We start from the raw sequence: 13,807 nt of genomic DNA, 5'->3' as shown, positions 1-13,807 counted from the left end.
ACTGTGGGCCGAGAACTGACCCGGACAGAAAAAGCGGCAATCCGCAGGCTGGTGTCAAAATGGTGTGCCAACTATGACCGGGACTGCGGCTGCCTGCCGCTGGATTGCGAGTGCTATATGTTTGGGAAATGCTGGACAGGGGCTTATTGCCGCTACTTCCGCGAGGCAGTTCTGCCCCTTGATCCGGCGCTGGAGATTGCGCTGCTGACAGAAGGGCCAAGGCCGGATTTCAAGGCTTGCCCGGTATGCGGCAGAGCCGTGGCTCCTGATGGACGGCAAACCTATTGTTCGGCGGCCTGTGCAAAAGCGGCACATCGCAGACAGCAGCGGGAATATATGCGGAAAAAACGGGGCTGATGTGTTGACAATTAGGCCACCTCAAACCCGCTTATGACAAGGCTTTTTAAGGCCCTTTTCTGCGGGAGGTGTATGTTTCTATGTCCGGCCCTGTTTCCGTGAGATGCTGTCAACATTTTAGCTGCCGGAGCTTTGGGACAATTTGTCCCAAAGTTCCGGCTTTTGTGGAAGGAGGTACTATGCCGAAATATTATCCGATCAACGAAGAAGCCGCAAAGCGGGCAAAAGATATGAACAGCTTTTCCGACTATCAGCCGGGCTCCGCTACGGCGGGCTACCGGGCAATGGTCGATGAAGCGTATGCAGCAGCGGAACGCCAGAAAGCCCGTGTCGATCCAATGTACCATGATAAGATTGACGCGCTGGTGGATCGCTATGCCCGGAAACTTGCGGAAAATCTGAATGAACGCAATGTGATTGATGCCCGGGTGCCCTCTATTCTGATCTCCGGGGGCGGCAATTTCCCTGTGGCAAAAAAGCACAAGCAGAACGCCGCCCGGGATCGCAACTATGGAGAGTATGCGGAGATTTCAAAGCTGCTTGATAAAATCCGCTCTGTTGGTATGGGCGGGATCAGCGCAGACGATGATCTGGCCGTGGAAAAGCTGACAAAAAAGCTGGAGGGGCTGGAGTCCCAGCAGGCCACCATGAAGGCGGTCAATGCGTATTTTCGGAAACACAAAACGCTGGATGGCTGCCCGGAGCTTACGCCGGAGCAGGCAGAAAAGCTCAAAGCAGATATGGCGCAGTCATGGCACTTGGACAAAAGCAAGCCGTATCCCGCCTATCTGCTTTCCAACAACAACGCCAACATCCGCCGTGTACGCCAGCGAATTGAGGAACTGAGCAACCGCTCCGAGTTTGCAGGATGGACATTCCCCGGAGGCGAGGCAAAAATCAACGAGGCTGAAAACCGTTTGCAGCTTATTTTCGAGGAAAAGCCCGATGCCGATCAGCGGCAGGAACTGAAAAGCAACGGCTTTAAGTGGGCTCCCAGCCAAGGGGCATGGCAGCGCCTGCTTAACCAGAACGCTATCCGTGCTGCGGCCCGGATAGACTTTCTGCGGCCCGAGGACGGTACAAGCCCCTATCAGCGCCAGCCGTTTGTGAAAAGAGAAAACAAAGAAATGTCTCGATGATGGGAGGTGTACTATGGACAAAAATCAAGGCTATTCGATTCTGAAGGCTGTTATGCTGGAAAATGGACGTGGATTTGCATTGGGCGAACATCCCACCGCGCCATCCCGCTATGTCACATGGGCCTGCTATGATGACAAGGACGGCCAGCGGCAGTACGAATGGGGTCACTATGGAAATGACCGTGCCGCGATGGAACAGGATTTTGCAGACCGGGTGCAGGACTATCAGCGTATTTATAACGTGGGGATCAGGCAGACCGAGGCTCCCGGTCTTTACAAGTATTATTCTACCCAGCGGCCTGTGGACATCGGGACATTCCCGAAGCCGTCCTATAACAAGCCGGATGAAATTTTCAATTACGATCAGCGCATCCCGGTGGAAAATGGCTCGTTCTTGGCTTGGGGCTATCTTACCTATACCCGTCCGCTGACGGAAAAGCAGGCATCCGACTATGAGCTGCGTCCTGCACCTGATAATCCCGACAGGCCCCGTCCGATTGCCGAGCAGATGAAAAACGCGGCAAAGTTGGCGGAGGCAGATCGCGGCTCGGAGGCTCCGGCTCCCCAGCGCAGGCAGCCTGACCGTGGCGATAGATAAGGAGGTGCGTATATGGAAAAGAAACGTGAACAGGAATTGTCTGTACTGGAGGTGCTGCGCCTGCACCGTGAATTTCATTTGCCGCGCCCTGTTCCGGTAGACGAACAGGAAAAGCCGCTGGATAAAGTAAAGGAGCCGCCCCGCGCCTGCCGCAGCCGGGAGCGTGAGGAGCGATGACAAAGAAACGCCGCCGTCCGATCCATCTTCATGTGATGGTGTCGGAGGCGGAGCAGGCCCTGATTCAAGAACGTATGGCGGAGGCTGGCATCCGTAACATGGGAGCCTATATGCGGAAAATGGCCCTGAGTGGGTATGTGCTTCATGTTGACCTTTCGCCTGTTCGTGAGCTGGTTTCGCTCCAGCGGCGATGCTCCAACAATCTGAACCAAGTGGCAATTCAGGCCAACACCTACGGCGCAATTTATCCCGAAGAACTCGCAGCCTTACAGCGGGACTATGCCGCTTTGTGGGGGCCGCTGTCTGATCTCTTGAAACAGCTCTCCGCGCTGGTAGAGCTTTGACCCATCCGGGGAGTGGTTGATACCGCTCCCCGGCTTTTTCTACTTCGGGACAAAGTGTCCCAAAGTAAAAATACTATTTGCCGGAAGGAGGGATTTCTACGGCGACCACCTATATCCGCCCTTATAAAACAGCGGCGGGAAAAAGTGCAATTCAAACGATGGAGGATCGTTTCACCTATGGCCTGAACCCGGAAAAGCTGGGAGCCGTATCTTCCTATCTTTGCGATCCGAACACGGCCCCCGCCGAGTTTCTTCTGGTAAAAAGTCAATACCTTGCAGAGACAGGCCGGGCCGTATCTCGCGGGGCCCTGTTCTTTCAGATCCGGCAGGCGTTTCAGCCCGGGGAGGTTACGGCGGAAGAAGCAAACCGTATCGGCTATGAAACGGCGATGCGCTGGACAAAGGGAAAGTATCAGTTCTTCGTCTGTACGCATACCGACAAGGCCCATATCCACAATCATATTTATTTCAATGCGACGGCCTTTGACCGCTCCCGGAAATTTCATAATTTCATTGGTTCGTCCTTTGCCCTGCGGCGGCTCTCTGACCGCGTGTGCATCGAACATGAATTGTCTGTCATTCAAAATCCGCGCCAGCACAGCAAGGGCCGCTTTCTTCACTATGGCCAGTGGATCGGGGAAAAGCCGCCCTCTGCCAAGCAGCGGGTGCGGCTGGCTGTTCTCGCCGCTTTGGAGAAAAAGCCCACGGACTTTGCCGACTTTCTTCGTCTCATGGAGGAGTCCGGCTTTGCCGTAAAACAGGGGCGCGGCGGTGTCATCTCATTCCTTGCGCCCGGACAGGAAAAACCAACCCGGCTCCGGGCTTCTACACTGGGAGCCAGATTTGACCCGGAGGACATCAAGGCGGTAATTGCTGGGGAACGTCCGCTCCCTGAACTACCAGAGGAGCCCACGGTTCCGCCACGGCGAGTTAATCTTATCATCGACATTCAAGAGCGTATGGCCCAGGGCAAAGGCCCGGCCTATGAACGATGGGCCAAGGTCTACAACCTAAAACAGATGGCTGCCGCGCTCCAGTATTTGCAGGAGCATCATCTGACAGACTATGCGGCGCTGACGGCCCGCACCGAGGCTGCTGTGGATCACTTTCACAAGCTGTCTGACGAGCTCCGCACAACGGAGGAGGCCCTTTCCAAAACCTCGGAGCTGATGGCTGCCACGGTGGACTATGCCAAGACCCGCCCGGTGTTCGATGGGTACAAGGCTGCGCGGTACAGCAAAAAGTATCTGGCCCAGCATGAAGTGGAGCTTGCCACTTACCGGGCGGCAAAGGATACCATGAACACCATACTGAACGGCGCAAAGCTCCCTAAGATTGAAGCACTAAAAAAATCCCGCCGTGAGCTGGCGGGACAAAAGAAAGAGCTTTATGCAGAATACCGGGATGCCCAGCGGCAAATGCGGGAGGCCGTGGCAATAAAAGCGAACATTGATCATCTGCTCGGCATAACAGACGAGCGTGAGAATAAGGCACAGGAACGATAGTGACGGGCCGCAGACTACGGTGCAGCGCACCGGGACTTTGGGACAATTTGTCCCGAAGTACAGCGGGTTTGGGGAGCTCCCCAACAAGCATTTTTGCGGGCCCTGCGCCCTGCAAAAATTTCGGAGTGTGGCCACACCCGAATTGCTTGCCAAAACGCGCAACCCGCAACATGGCGCAAAAAACGGAGGTTACGCTTTCTTTTACGTTTCCTCCGTTTCTTTCGATGCTTTCATCGCTTGGATTGTAGCTTCAACGATTTTCAATTCTCTTTCGTCCAAGGCGTTCAACATGGCATCAATCCGCTTCCTGCACTCGCTCCCGCTATTCTGGGACGGGTAAAAGTATTGATCCACCGATATATCAAACATTGTAACCATCTGATAAAAGGTGTTGAAGCTTGGATGCTGACCATCATTTTCATTATACATAATGGTACGCGGAGCGCGGTCAACAATATAGGCCAGTTGCTCCTGTGTCATGCCGCTGGCTTCTCTTGCACGCTTGATGGCGAGCCCTATATCGTGAAAATCAAAGCGTCTTTCATCTCGTTCTATCTTCATAACATCACCTGATATGATTTTACATTTCATGTGATATTATTTGAACGACTGTGTATTTCATACTACTGACTATTTAATTTCACATACGCAAAATTGATGATCGCGGAAATGTGAGGTACAATATACCTATAACTTTGGGACAATTTGTCCCGAAGATCAGAGGTTGGTATCTAAAATAAAATCAGAAATATTGTGAGGTTTCTGTGACATTTGGGTGCTATACTGAAAATGAAGGAGTGTGATACCATGCGAATTTTAGTAGTCGAGGATGATCGGCTTTTGAATAATACTTTATGCTATAACTTGAATACTGCGGGCTATACGGTTGATTCTGCACTGACAAAATCAGTGGCCAGTAGTTTCTTGACAAAGCAGGACTATGACCTGATTGTGCTGGATGTAAATTTGCCGGACGGGAACGGTTTTGACTTCTGCCGGGAAATAAAAGAGCGTCGCCCTGATACCGTTATTATTTTTCTGACCGCAAATGATATGGAAAGCGATATGCTCAAAGGGTATGAACTGGGCGCAGAGGATTATGTGACAAAACCTTTCCCTATGAGCGTCTTTCAAAAGAAATTAGCGGTAGTGCTGGGTAGGCTGACAAAACAATATGGTGGTGATACTTATGAGGATGGCACACTGACCATCAATTTTTCAGAAATGAGTGCTACTCTATCAGGAAAGCCACTTACATTCACCCCACTGGAATATCGACTTTTGAAAATCCTGATGAAAAATCCGCAGATTGTTTTGACCCGGCAAGTCTTGTTGGAAAAGCTGTGGGACGCAGACGGAAATTTTGTGGATGAACACGCTCTGACTGCGGCGATCAGCCGGGTACGAAACAAAATCGAAACACCTGACCGTCAGTATATCAAAACGGTATATGGTATGGGCTATATGTGGATCGGAGGAGTGCTGAAATGAATGTGCGAAAACTTTCCGTCAACAAAGCCTGTATCTTTTTTGCTGTTCTCCTGCTGGTGGCAATGGGGACGGTTTCAGCAGCTTTGTATGGGCTGACCCAAAATATAACCGCTGTCTGGTATGTATTATTGTTCGGCATTTTTGTGCTGGTTTGCGCTGTTTGTTTTATGGTGCTGGTTCGCCGCAAACTGGCAATGTTCTCCGATGCTTTTTGCAGTTTAATGGATGATATGTTATCCGGGAATATGCAGCCGAAACAGACTGTGGAAGAAGAAAGTCTTTTCTATAAAATTGAATATCGGCTGAACCGTTTATATGAAGTCATGCAGGAAAACAAGAACGGCATTGCACAAGAACGGGCTGACCTGCAAGAACTGATTTCCGACATCTCCCATCAGGTCAAGACCCCGATTGCGAACTTGAAAATGATTAACAGCACTCTGCTTGAAAATGAAGTCCCTGTGCAAAAACAAAAAGAGTTTCTAACGGCACAGGCCAGCCAGCTTGATAAACTGGATTTTCTCATGCAGGCTATGATTAAAACCTCTCGTTTGGAAACAGGTGTTATTTCTCTGGAAAAGAAAAGCCAGCCGCTTTATGACACGCTTGCCGCCGCATTGGGAGGTATTCTTCTGAACGCCGAGAAAAAACAGATCAATGTTCAAGTGGACTGCCCGGAGAACTTGGTCGTTTCCCATGACAGAAAATGGACAAGCGAAGCACTGTTCAATATTTTGGACAATGCAGTGAAATATACGCCGGAGGGCGGTCAAATCCGTGTTTCGGTTGAAAGTTGGGAAATGTATGTGAAAATCGACATTGCAGATACAGGCATTGGCATTTCAGAACAGCATCAGGGAGCAATTTTCAAGCGTTTCTATCGAGAGGACATCGTACATGATGTAGATGGAATTGGTATTGGTCTATATCTGGCTCGTGAGATCGTAACCTTGCAAGGCGGTTATATCCGGGTAACATCCGAGGTTGGGAGGGGTTCAACTTTTTCCGTCTTTCTGCCTCGACAATAAAATAAGTACGCTAAAAAACAAAATGTCACAGGCCTATGACATTTGAGATTTAATTAAACAGAGGTATTTTGTTTCCCGTGACATTTCTGTGAGGTTTACCTTTTATGATAGAGCCATCAAAAAGAAAGGGTGGTGTTCTATATGAACATATTACAAACGACAGATTTGAAGAAATATTACGGCACCGAACCGAACATTACAAAAGCATTGGATGGCGTGACCCTATCCATTGAGGAAGGTGAATTTGTTGCCATTGTTGGTACTTCCGGCAGCGGTAAGTCTACTTTGCTGAACATGATGGGCGGGTTAGATACGCCAACTTCCGGCAGTATTAAAGTAAAAGGGAAAGAATTATCGAAACTCAAGGATGAACAGCTTACCATCTTCCGCAGACGTAACATCGGGTTTATCTTTCAGAATTACAATCTTGTTCCTGTGCTGAATGTCTATGAAAATATTGTCCTGCCGGTGGAGCTGGATGGTGATACCGTGGACAAGCGGTTTATGGATGAAGTCGTGAAAATGTTGGCTCTCGATGGGAAGCTGAACAGTATGCCTAACAATCTGTCCGGCGGCCAGCAGCAGCGTGTAGCGATTGCCCGCGCCCTTGTTTCCAAACCAGCTATTATACTTGCAGATGAACCGACAGGCAATTTGGATAGCCGGACAAGTAGTGATGTTCTTGGTTTGCTGAAAGTTACAAGTCAGAAGTTCCATCAAACGCTTGTAATGATTACCCATAACAATGAAATTGCCCAGCTTGCCGACCGAATTATCCGTATTGAGGACGGAAAAATCGCACAGTGACAGGGGGTGACATTGATGGATGATATTTTATTTGGGAACAATAATCAGGCAACAATCAATCGTCTTGCCAAAAGAAGCTACCGCGCTAATAAGCAGAGAAATGTTTTCGTTACCATCGCATTATTCTTGACCGCCTTTATGATTACATCTGTATTTAGTTTGGGGTGCAGTTATTTTGAAACCTATCAAATGCAGCAAATTCGTGCGATGGGCACGACTGCGGATGTGGCAATTACAAGCCTCTCAGAAGAACAATATGAAGAATTGAGCCGATCCAGCTTGGTATCCGTAGTTGGTGTCAGTCAGAGATTGGGCAGCATTGATACATCTGGAATGGACGATGCCCTGCTGAGTATTACTTGGATAGACGAAACAGAATGGCAAGAACACCGTGTACCAACAATTTCGGATATACACGGAGATTATCCGCAAGCAAAAAATGAAATTATGCTCCCTACATGGGCTTTGCGTGCAATGGGGATTGATGATCCACAGATAGGGATGAATATTTCCCTTTCCTATCAACTCGGAACAGATTATCAATATATCTCCGATGAATTTGTTTTGTCGGGCTATTACACAGATTATTCGGCTTCACGTGCAGGCAACCGTGGTGCCGCTTATGTTTCGGAGCTTTTTGCAACACAAACAGGGCTTCCCTTTGATAGTGTGTCTACCGCAATGATTTCTTTTTCTGATGACAGTAATGCCCTGCGATCCTGTGAAAAACTAAAACGGAAGATTTCGTTTACAGAAAGTCAGTCCTTTGAAATTGTACCTATTGCTCAGAGCAATTCCACCACCATTGTTCTTCCACTGGCTGCTATTATCGTATTTATCATTATCAGCGGCTATTTGCTGATTTATAACATTCTGTATATCTCAATTTCAAGAGATACACAATTCTATGGACAGCTTAAAACGATAGGCACGACAAAAAGACAAATCAAGCGGATCGTGCGTTCTCAAATATTCAGAACGGCGGTGATCGGTATTCCCAGCGGCCTGATTGTCGGTGGTATTGTTTCGCTTGGACTTGTTCCGTTTGCCATGAATATGATGTACTCAAGCGATACAGACCTTGGGGAGATAGTGTCCTTTTCCCCCATTATTTTTGCGGGTGCCGCAATCTTCACATTTTTTACTGCAATCATCGGCAGCATGAAACCAGCGAAAATAGCTGCAAGTATTTCTCCTGTTGCGGCTTCACGCTATACGGAGGCAAATACAAGGAGTTACCGAGATCATAAGAGCCATAGAACAAAATTATCTCGGATGGCACGAGATAATATTTTTAGAAACCCTAAAAGCGCTTTCCTTACTTTTGCGTCCTTATTTTTAGGCTTAATATTGTTTTTGGTTTCTGCTGGTCTACTATCAAGCCTAAGTCCCGACAATTTTGTAAATCAATGGGGAGAAAGTGATTTCGCATTGACTTACAGCATTTCCGAAGAAGGAAACCTGCTCTCTGATGAAATGTTGCAGCAAATTGAAACAATGCAGGGAATTGAAAATCTGCGCGTCACTTATTCTGCTTCACCGTGGCCCACTATGGATGTCATTTACGACGAAAATGTATTCGGGAAATATATTGATTCCTTGGATGGCGTATCAGGTCTTGATTTTTCAAATGCGGAAACACGAAAAAACTATACAGATAATTTTTGGAGCGGCGTTTACGGAATAGATTCCAGATATATCGAAGAACTTAATAAAACGCTTGATAAGCCTATTGACTTAACCGCCTTTGAAAAGGGAGAGTTGGTGGTTTTGTCCGCTATGACGGATGATGAGGGAAACCTATTGATTCAGCCAGGGCAAGCAATCACCGTTGTCGGTGAGTCCGGGGAACAGGTCTTTACAGTGGCAACTGGCTTTCTGGACGCTGATTTTCAGAGTGGTCGAGGAAATGAGAGAGGTACTGCCCCTGATTTGTATATCAGTGAGCAGGCAATAGAGAAGTTGTCTGGAGAAACCAAAATCTTTCGGATTGCTTTTGATACGATTGATAGCAGTTATGACAAAGGGATTATGGAGCAGCTTCAATCCATTACTGCTTCGTCACCGGGCATTACGATTCTGTCACGATATGAAAAGCAGCAAGAAATGGCCGGATATTTGCTGACCTCAAGGATTATAGCCGCAGGGTTGTCCGCTGTATTTTTGCTGATAGGAATTATGAATTTCATTAACACAATGGTTGTTAGTGTAAATACTCGGAAACATGAATTTGCAACACTTGAAAGTATAGGAATGACGAAAAAGCAAATTAGAAATGTATTGCTTTGGGAAGGCGGGTATTATTGGAGTATTTCTTTCCTACTGCTTGCCACACTGGGAACAGCGATATATATTCCAATATACTCAGCCTTTAGAAGAATGGTTCCTTATGCAGCTTTTCACTATCCTGTAATTTCTCTGTTGGTTGTCGCAGCTATTGTTTTGCTGGTCTGCTTGGCAACCCCCGTCATAACTTTCATGCAAAATGTTAAGCAAAGCGTTGTAGAGAGACTGCGGCAGAATTAAATATTTGCGATGAAAACCGGGAGATTATTCTCCCGGTTTTTCAAATCTCACAGGTTCGTGAGATTTCAGCCCATTATTCTGTCGAAACAGCGTGTGTCAGTGACATTTCTGTGAGGATTGCTTGTTAAGATAAGCGCAAAAGGAACAAGCTGCCGCACGACGGCAAAAGAAAAAAAGCCGTCGTACAGCAGCCTATCAACACGCCCATTTGAAACGGCGGCTTTGATTTTCAGAGCCGCCGTTTCTTTGCGTCTACACAAACCAATGACGACTTGTAGGGACACGGTAGCCGATGGGAGGTTATTTTGCCGTGTTCATTTTATTATTTCATTGTTCGCGTGATCTGCACCAGCTAAAAAAAGCGTAGCCCCTCCGTCGGAGCAGTCCGGTTTTGAACATGAAATTAAACAGTACATAACCGATAATACTTTTTCGTGCGCTTGTGCGGCCTTGTGTCGCACAGGCGCATTTTGCTTTCCAGACTTCGAGACAAAGTGTCCCGAGGTGCGGTGCCGTTCTCCGCCGTTGCTCCATTTCGTTTCCGACCAACCCCGAACAAACTGAAATGGAGGATTTTACGATGACTACTATCAATTTGAAAGATTTTTATTATTGGTACACGCAGGATCAGCTTATCGAAGTTTCTGACGAGGTGGCCGAGGTATTCAAGGCCGATGCCCGCTATGAAATGGCCTACCAGCGGCGGCTCTCCCGGCACAAGGCGCAGTATTCTCTGGACTGCGATGACGGGATTGAATATTCCGCTTGCCTGCATGAGCCGACCCCGCAGGAGCTCCTTGAACGGATGGAAACCTTTCTTCATCTGTGGAACGCTCTCAATTCTCTGCCGGAGATCCAGGGCCGCAGAATTGACGCACATATCATTCTTGGCAAGTCGATTAAGGAAATTGCCGAGGCCGAGGGCGTACATGAGGAGTCTATTCGCCAGTCGATCAAGCGTGGCCTTGAACGCATGAAAAAAACTTTTTGATTTTTTCTTCTTAACCCACTTGGAATTGATGAAAAAATGTCTCGGTTTATGAGAGGAGGTTTTCTTCCTAACGCGAGGGAATAACGGCAACCCTGAGTAAGTACGTGGAGCCAGACGGTGGGTGCGCGGTGACATTTCCCAAAAGAGATTGAGCGAACAACACCAACACTGTAAATGGGCCCGGCCATCCCAAGGCCATGATCCGGCGCTGAACAGGTTGGCTGCCTGTTCCTCCGGGCTTGTCGCTTTACTTGCGTTGAGAGCGCCGCACAGAAAATAACGATTGTCTTTGGACAGGCCAAGTAAATATGTGCGGCGCTCTCTAATATTCAAAAACTATAATAAACCTCGAGACAAAGTGTCCCAAGGTGGAGTAAGGCAACAGGCCAGCATCCCGGTGGTGCTGGCCTGTTGCGTTTCCCCACCAAACAGCGGGAGGCGTTCTATCAATCTGCGAAGGAGGTTTACCGTGAAATTAACTACACAGGAACTTGAACAAATGAGAAGCGTTGACATTGGCGCGGTGGCTGCCGAGTCCCTGCCTGATGTGAGCGGTATGACCTTTGACAATGCGCTTTCCCGAAAGGAGCGCATCTCTCGATTTTTGCAGACTGTCAAAAATCCATACTGCTTTTGCATCGGTGGTGTTGGCGTGAAAATTGAATTTGCTGAAAGCGGGCCATCTCTCCAAGATAAGCTGACGGATTTCCTGCTGCGGCAAAGAAGCGGGCTGTAACTTCGGTTACAGCTCGTTTTGCTTCTTCGAGACAAAGTGTCCCGAAGCGGAGGCATCCTTGTTGTCCTCCCCGGACAGAGTTATAATATAAGTGTAATGTGATAGGGAAGGAGGAACAATGGCACGAGCAAAAAACAGAGGGTATCAGCAGAGTTTCTCTCCCTCTTACACAATCCGCCGCTGGCGGCTGGGCATCTATATCCGGCTTTCAAAGGAAGATTTGAAAAAAGGAAAAGACGATAGCAACAGCGTAAAGAACCAGCGTGACCTACTGAACGATTTTTACCGACGCAACATTGACGAGTTTGAAAGTATCACGGAATATGTAGATGACGGACATACTGGAACGGACGCTAACCGTGAAGATTTTCAACGGCTCTTGGCGGATGTCATGAGTGGTAAAATCAACTGCGTTATAGTAAAAGACCTGTCCCGCTTCGCACGAAATTATAGCGATGCCGGAAGTTTGATCGACAACCTGTTTGTTCAAATGGGTGTTCGCTTTATCAGCCTTGCTGAGAATGTGGACAGCTACAAGAACCCCGACAGCGTTTCAAATATCATCGTTCCCATTACAAACGTGATGAACGATAATTACTGCTATCAGACTTCCAAAAAGATCCGGCAGGTATTTGATTACAAACGGCGCAACGGCCAGTATATCGGAGCATTTGCTCCTTACGGCTATGTAAAGCACCCAAAGGACAAGCACAGGCTGATTGTTGATCCCGATGCTGCTGAAAATGTCAAACTCATTTTCACAATGCTTATTCAAGGGTCATCAAAACGTGCTATCGCGTTGTACCTGAACGAACACGGCGTACCGAGCCCCTCGGCTTACAAGGTACAAAAGGGCTTGCCTGTTTCGACAAGAGGGTATGACGATCCTATGTGGGGAGCCCGCATGATCCACTCCATTCTTACCAATCCGACCTACACCGGGGACTTAGCCCAAGGCCGGAGCCGGGTGAAAAGCTACAAGGTACACCAGATTGAAGCTGTTCCCCGCGAGGAATGGGTGGAAGTGGCTGGAACACATGAGGCCATTATCGACTATGAAACTTTCGATAAGGTACAGGCTCTCTTACAGCGTGATACCCGTACTTCCCCGAAAGGCCGTGAGGTACATTTATTCAGCGGCTTTCTGAAATGTGCCGATTGCGGGCGGGCCATTACCCGATGCGTTAGCAAGAACAACAATGTATATTATTCTTGCTCAACCTACAAGAACCGTTCCCGGACAGCCTGCACCATGCACTCAATCAAGCATGAACGGCTGGAGGCTGCTGTTCTGTTCGCCGTACAGCATCAGGTACATTTAGCTGTTTCCTACTCAGAAATCGTAACGCAGATCAATTCCGCTCCAATCAAAAAAAGCCAGTCTTACCGACTGGATGATCTGATAGCTGCAAAAGAGCGGGAACTGATAAAGATAACACGCTACAAGCAATCTCTTTATCAGGACTGGAAAGACGGTGAAATCACCCAGCAGGAATACCGGGATATGAAGGCTGACTATGAACGGCAGACTTCTGATATTTCCGCGGTGCTTACCCGGCTGAACGCTGAACGCGCAGAACTGGCAAACGGTGTGGACAATGAGCATCCTGCACTGGTAGCCTTTATGAAGTATCAGAACATTGAAGCCCTCAACCGTGAAATCTTGGTTGAACTTGTGGACTATATCAAGGTCTATGAAAACGGCAATATCAGCGTGAAATTCAAATTTGCTGACGAGCTCCGCAAGATTGCCGAGTACATTGAAATCAACACTACGGAAGATACCGCAGTAGCGGGCTAACCCCCGCTACAAACCCCTTTGACAGTGTGTTTTCCTAATAGGCGCTAATCATATCACGTTTGAGTTCCGTTTCAAGGGCGATATCTGTATACGATTTTTGCAGAATATATGTATATGCTGATGCCAACAATGTGATTGAAAGCGTCAAAATTGCAAATAAACCTATGGAAAACTTAGTAAATCTCTGCTTTAACTCCTGAATGTCTTTGACTGACTTCTTGTCTGCTTGTGTTTTCATTCAATTTGACTCCACTTTTTATTTCATAGAAATATGTGGAAGGGACTGATGTAAATACCGCATCTGCAG

Annotated in this window: 15 protein-coding genes; 13 read left to right on the top strand and 2 right to left on the bottom strand. The window is 47.9% G+C overall.

The genetic code is table 11. The annotated features are described in order from the left end of the window. Window positions 1-3 precede the first annotated feature (3 nt). The 6 genes from DW922_RS15275 to DW922_RS15255 all read left to right on the top strand — a co-directional run bounded on the left by DW922_RS15275 (window position 4) and on the right by DW922_RS15255 (window position 4,120). Window positions 4-357 carry a cysteine-rich VLP domain-containing protein gene (locus DW922_RS15275; protein WP_110104219.1) on the top strand — a complete coding sequence of 118 codons (354 nt, stop codon included), beginning with the start codon at window positions 4-6 and terminating at the stop codon, window positions 355-357. A 179-nt stretch (window positions 358-536) separates the two neighbouring features. After that, window positions 537-1,496 (top strand): hypothetical protein, encoded by a 960-nt coding sequence (locus DW922_RS15270; protein WP_118727024.1) that lies wholly within the window; start codon window positions 537-539, stop codon window positions 1,494-1,496. Window positions 1,497-1,509: 13 nt separating this feature from the next. Continuing rightward, window positions 1,510-2,094 carry a hypothetical protein gene (locus DW922_RS15265; RefSeq protein ID WP_118727023.1) on the top strand — a complete coding sequence of 195 codons (585 nt, stop codon included), beginning with the start codon at window positions 1,510-1,512 and terminating at the stop codon, window positions 2,092-2,094. Between the two features lie 12 nt (window positions 2,095-2,106). Continuing rightward, a complete protein-coding gene (locus DW922_RS17755) occupies window positions 2,107-2,271 on the top strand; it encodes a hypothetical protein (protein ID WP_172749917.1) in 165 nt (54 codons plus the stop codon). Continuing rightward, window positions 2,268-2,615, top strand: a complete 348-nt coding sequence (locus DW922_RS15260; RefSeq protein WP_003020363.1) for a plasmid mobilization relaxosome protein MobC — start codon at window positions 2,268-2,270, stop codon at window positions 2,613-2,615. The genes DW922_RS17755 and DW922_RS15260 overlap by 4 nt, the downstream gene beginning before the upstream one ends. 158 nt (window positions 2,616-2,773) lie before the next feature. Further along, on the top strand, window positions 2,774-4,120 hold the full coding sequence (locus DW922_RS15255) for a relaxase/mobilization nuclease domain-containing protein (protein WP_195715088.1): 1,347 nt from the start codon (window positions 2,774-2,776) through the stop codon (window positions 4,118-4,120). 201 nt (window positions 4,121-4,321) lie between these two features. Here the strand turns inward: DW922_RS15255 and DW922_RS15250 are convergent, their stop codons facing one another. Beyond that, the gene (locus tag DW922_RS15250) at window positions 4,322-4,681 is read right to left on the bottom strand and encodes a helix-turn-helix domain-containing protein (protein WP_054754179.1); all 360 of its coding nucleotides are present in this window, start codon (window positions 4,679-4,681) and stop codon (window positions 4,322-4,324) included. A 246-nt stretch (window positions 4,682-4,927) separates the two neighbouring features. Between DW922_RS15250 and DW922_RS15245 the strand changes: the two genes are divergently transcribed. The 7 genes from DW922_RS15245 to DW922_RS15210 all read left to right on the top strand — a co-directional run bounded on the left by DW922_RS15245 (window position 4,928) and on the right by DW922_RS15210 (window position 13,500). After that, the gene (locus DW922_RS15245; RefSeq protein ID WP_117461330.1) at window positions 4,928-5,611 is read left to right on the top strand and encodes a response regulator transcription factor; all 684 of its coding nucleotides are present in this window, start codon (window positions 4,928-4,930) and stop codon (window positions 5,609-5,611) included. After that, the gene (locus DW922_RS15240) at window positions 5,608-6,639 is read left to right on the top strand and encodes a HAMP domain-containing sensor histidine kinase (protein ID WP_117461331.1); all 1,032 of its coding nucleotides are present in this window, start codon (window positions 5,608-5,610) and stop codon (window positions 6,637-6,639) included. Before DW922_RS15245 ends, DW922_RS15240 begins: the two co-directional genes overlap by 4 nt. 141 nt (window positions 6,640-6,780) lie before the next feature. Beyond that, window positions 6,781-7,446 carry an ABC transporter ATP-binding protein gene (locus DW922_RS15235; protein ID WP_005335790.1) on the top strand — a complete coding sequence of 222 codons (666 nt, stop codon included), beginning with the start codon at window positions 6,781-6,783 and terminating at the stop codon, window positions 7,444-7,446. 15 nt (window positions 7,447-7,461) lie between these two features. Further along, entirely contained in the window at window positions 7,462-9,972 is a 2,511-nt protein-coding gene (locus tag DW922_RS15230) for an ABC transporter permease (RefSeq protein ID WP_117536013.1), read from the top strand. Window positions 9,973-10,552: 580 nt separating this feature from the next. Beyond that, entirely contained in the window at window positions 10,553-10,963 is a 411-nt protein-coding gene (locus tag DW922_RS15220) for a sigma-70 family RNA polymerase sigma factor (RefSeq protein ID WP_118727021.1), read from the top strand. Window positions 10,964-11,432: 469 nt separating this feature from the next. Further along, the gene (locus DW922_RS15215; RefSeq protein ID WP_007884026.1) at window positions 11,433-11,699 is read left to right on the top strand and encodes a DUF6870 family protein; all 267 of its coding nucleotides are present in this window, start codon (window positions 11,433-11,435) and stop codon (window positions 11,697-11,699) included. A gap of 118 nt (window positions 11,700-11,817) precedes the next feature. Then, window positions 11,818-13,500: a recombinase family protein gene (locus DW922_RS15210; protein ID WP_046438251.1), complete on the top strand. Its 1,683-nt coding sequence runs from the start codon at window positions 11,818-11,820 to the stop codon at window positions 13,498-13,500. A gap of 34 nt (window positions 13,501-13,534) precedes the next feature. Here DW922_RS15210 and DW922_RS15205 read toward each other — a convergent pair whose 3' ends face one another. Continuing rightward, window positions 13,535-13,738: a hypothetical protein gene (locus DW922_RS15205; RefSeq protein WP_118727020.1), complete on the bottom strand. Its 204-nt coding sequence runs from the start codon at window positions 13,736-13,738 to the stop codon at window positions 13,535-13,537. Window positions 13,739-13,807 lie beyond the last annotated feature (69 nt).

It is taken from the genome of Clostridium sp. AM42-4, from assembly GCF_003480105.1.
Classification (GTDB): domain Bacteria; phylum Bacillota; class Clostridia; order Lachnospirales; family Lachnospiraceae; genus Brotaphodocola.
The sequence above is the reverse complement of the archived record's forward strand: the minus strand, read 5'-3'. Positions and strand labels throughout refer to the sequence as shown.

Excerpts from the sequence above, each read along its gene's own strand:
- DW922_RS15235 (WP_005335790.1), top strand. The coding sequence starts at position 6,781 with ATGAACATATTACAAACGACAGATTTGAAGAAATATTACGGCACCGAA.
- DW922_RS15265 (WP_118727023.1), top strand. The coding sequence starts at position 1,510 with ATGGACAAAAATCAAGGCTATTCGATTCTGAAGGCTGTTATGCTGGAA.
- DW922_RS17755 (WP_172749917.1), top strand. The coding sequence starts at position 2,107 with ATGGAAAAGAAACGTGAACAGGAATTGTCTGTACTGGAGGTGCTGCGC.
- DW922_RS15255 (WP_195715088.1), top strand. The coding sequence starts at position 2,774 with ATGGAGGATCGTTTCACCTATGGCCTGAACCCGGAAAAGCTGGGAGCC.
- DW922_RS15240 (WP_117461331.1), top strand. The coding sequence starts at position 5,608 with ATGAATGTGCGAAAACTTTCCGTCAACAAAGCCTGTATCTTTTTTGCT.
- DW922_RS15220 (WP_118727021.1), top strand. The coding sequence starts at position 10,553 with ATGACTACTATCAATTTGAAAGATTTTTATTATTGGTACACGCAGGAT.
- DW922_RS15230 (WP_117536013.1), top strand. The coding sequence starts at position 7,462 with ATGGATGATATTTTATTTGGGAACAATAATCAGGCAACAATCAATCGT.
- DW922_RS15260 (WP_003020363.1), top strand. The coding sequence starts at position 2,268 with ATGACAAAGAAACGCCGCCGTCCGATCCATCTTCATGTGATGGTGTCG.
- DW922_RS15205 (WP_118727020.1), bottom strand. The coding sequence starts at position 13,738 with ATGAAAACACAAGCAGACAAGAAGTCAGTCAAAGACATTCAGGAGTTA.
- DW922_RS15250 (WP_054754179.1), bottom strand. The coding sequence starts at position 4,681 with ATGAAGATAGAACGAGATGAAAGACGCTTTGATTTTCACGATATAGGG.
- DW922_RS15245 (WP_117461330.1), top strand. The coding sequence starts at position 4,928 with ATGCGAATTTTAGTAGTCGAGGATGATCGGCTTTTGAATAATACTTTA.
- DW922_RS15210 (WP_046438251.1), top strand. The coding sequence starts at position 11,818 with ATGGCACGAGCAAAAAACAGAGGGTATCAGCAGAGTTTCTCTCCCTCT.
- DW922_RS15270 (WP_118727024.1), top strand. The coding sequence starts at position 537 with ATGCCGAAATATTATCCGATCAACGAAGAAGCCGCAAAGCGGGCAAAA.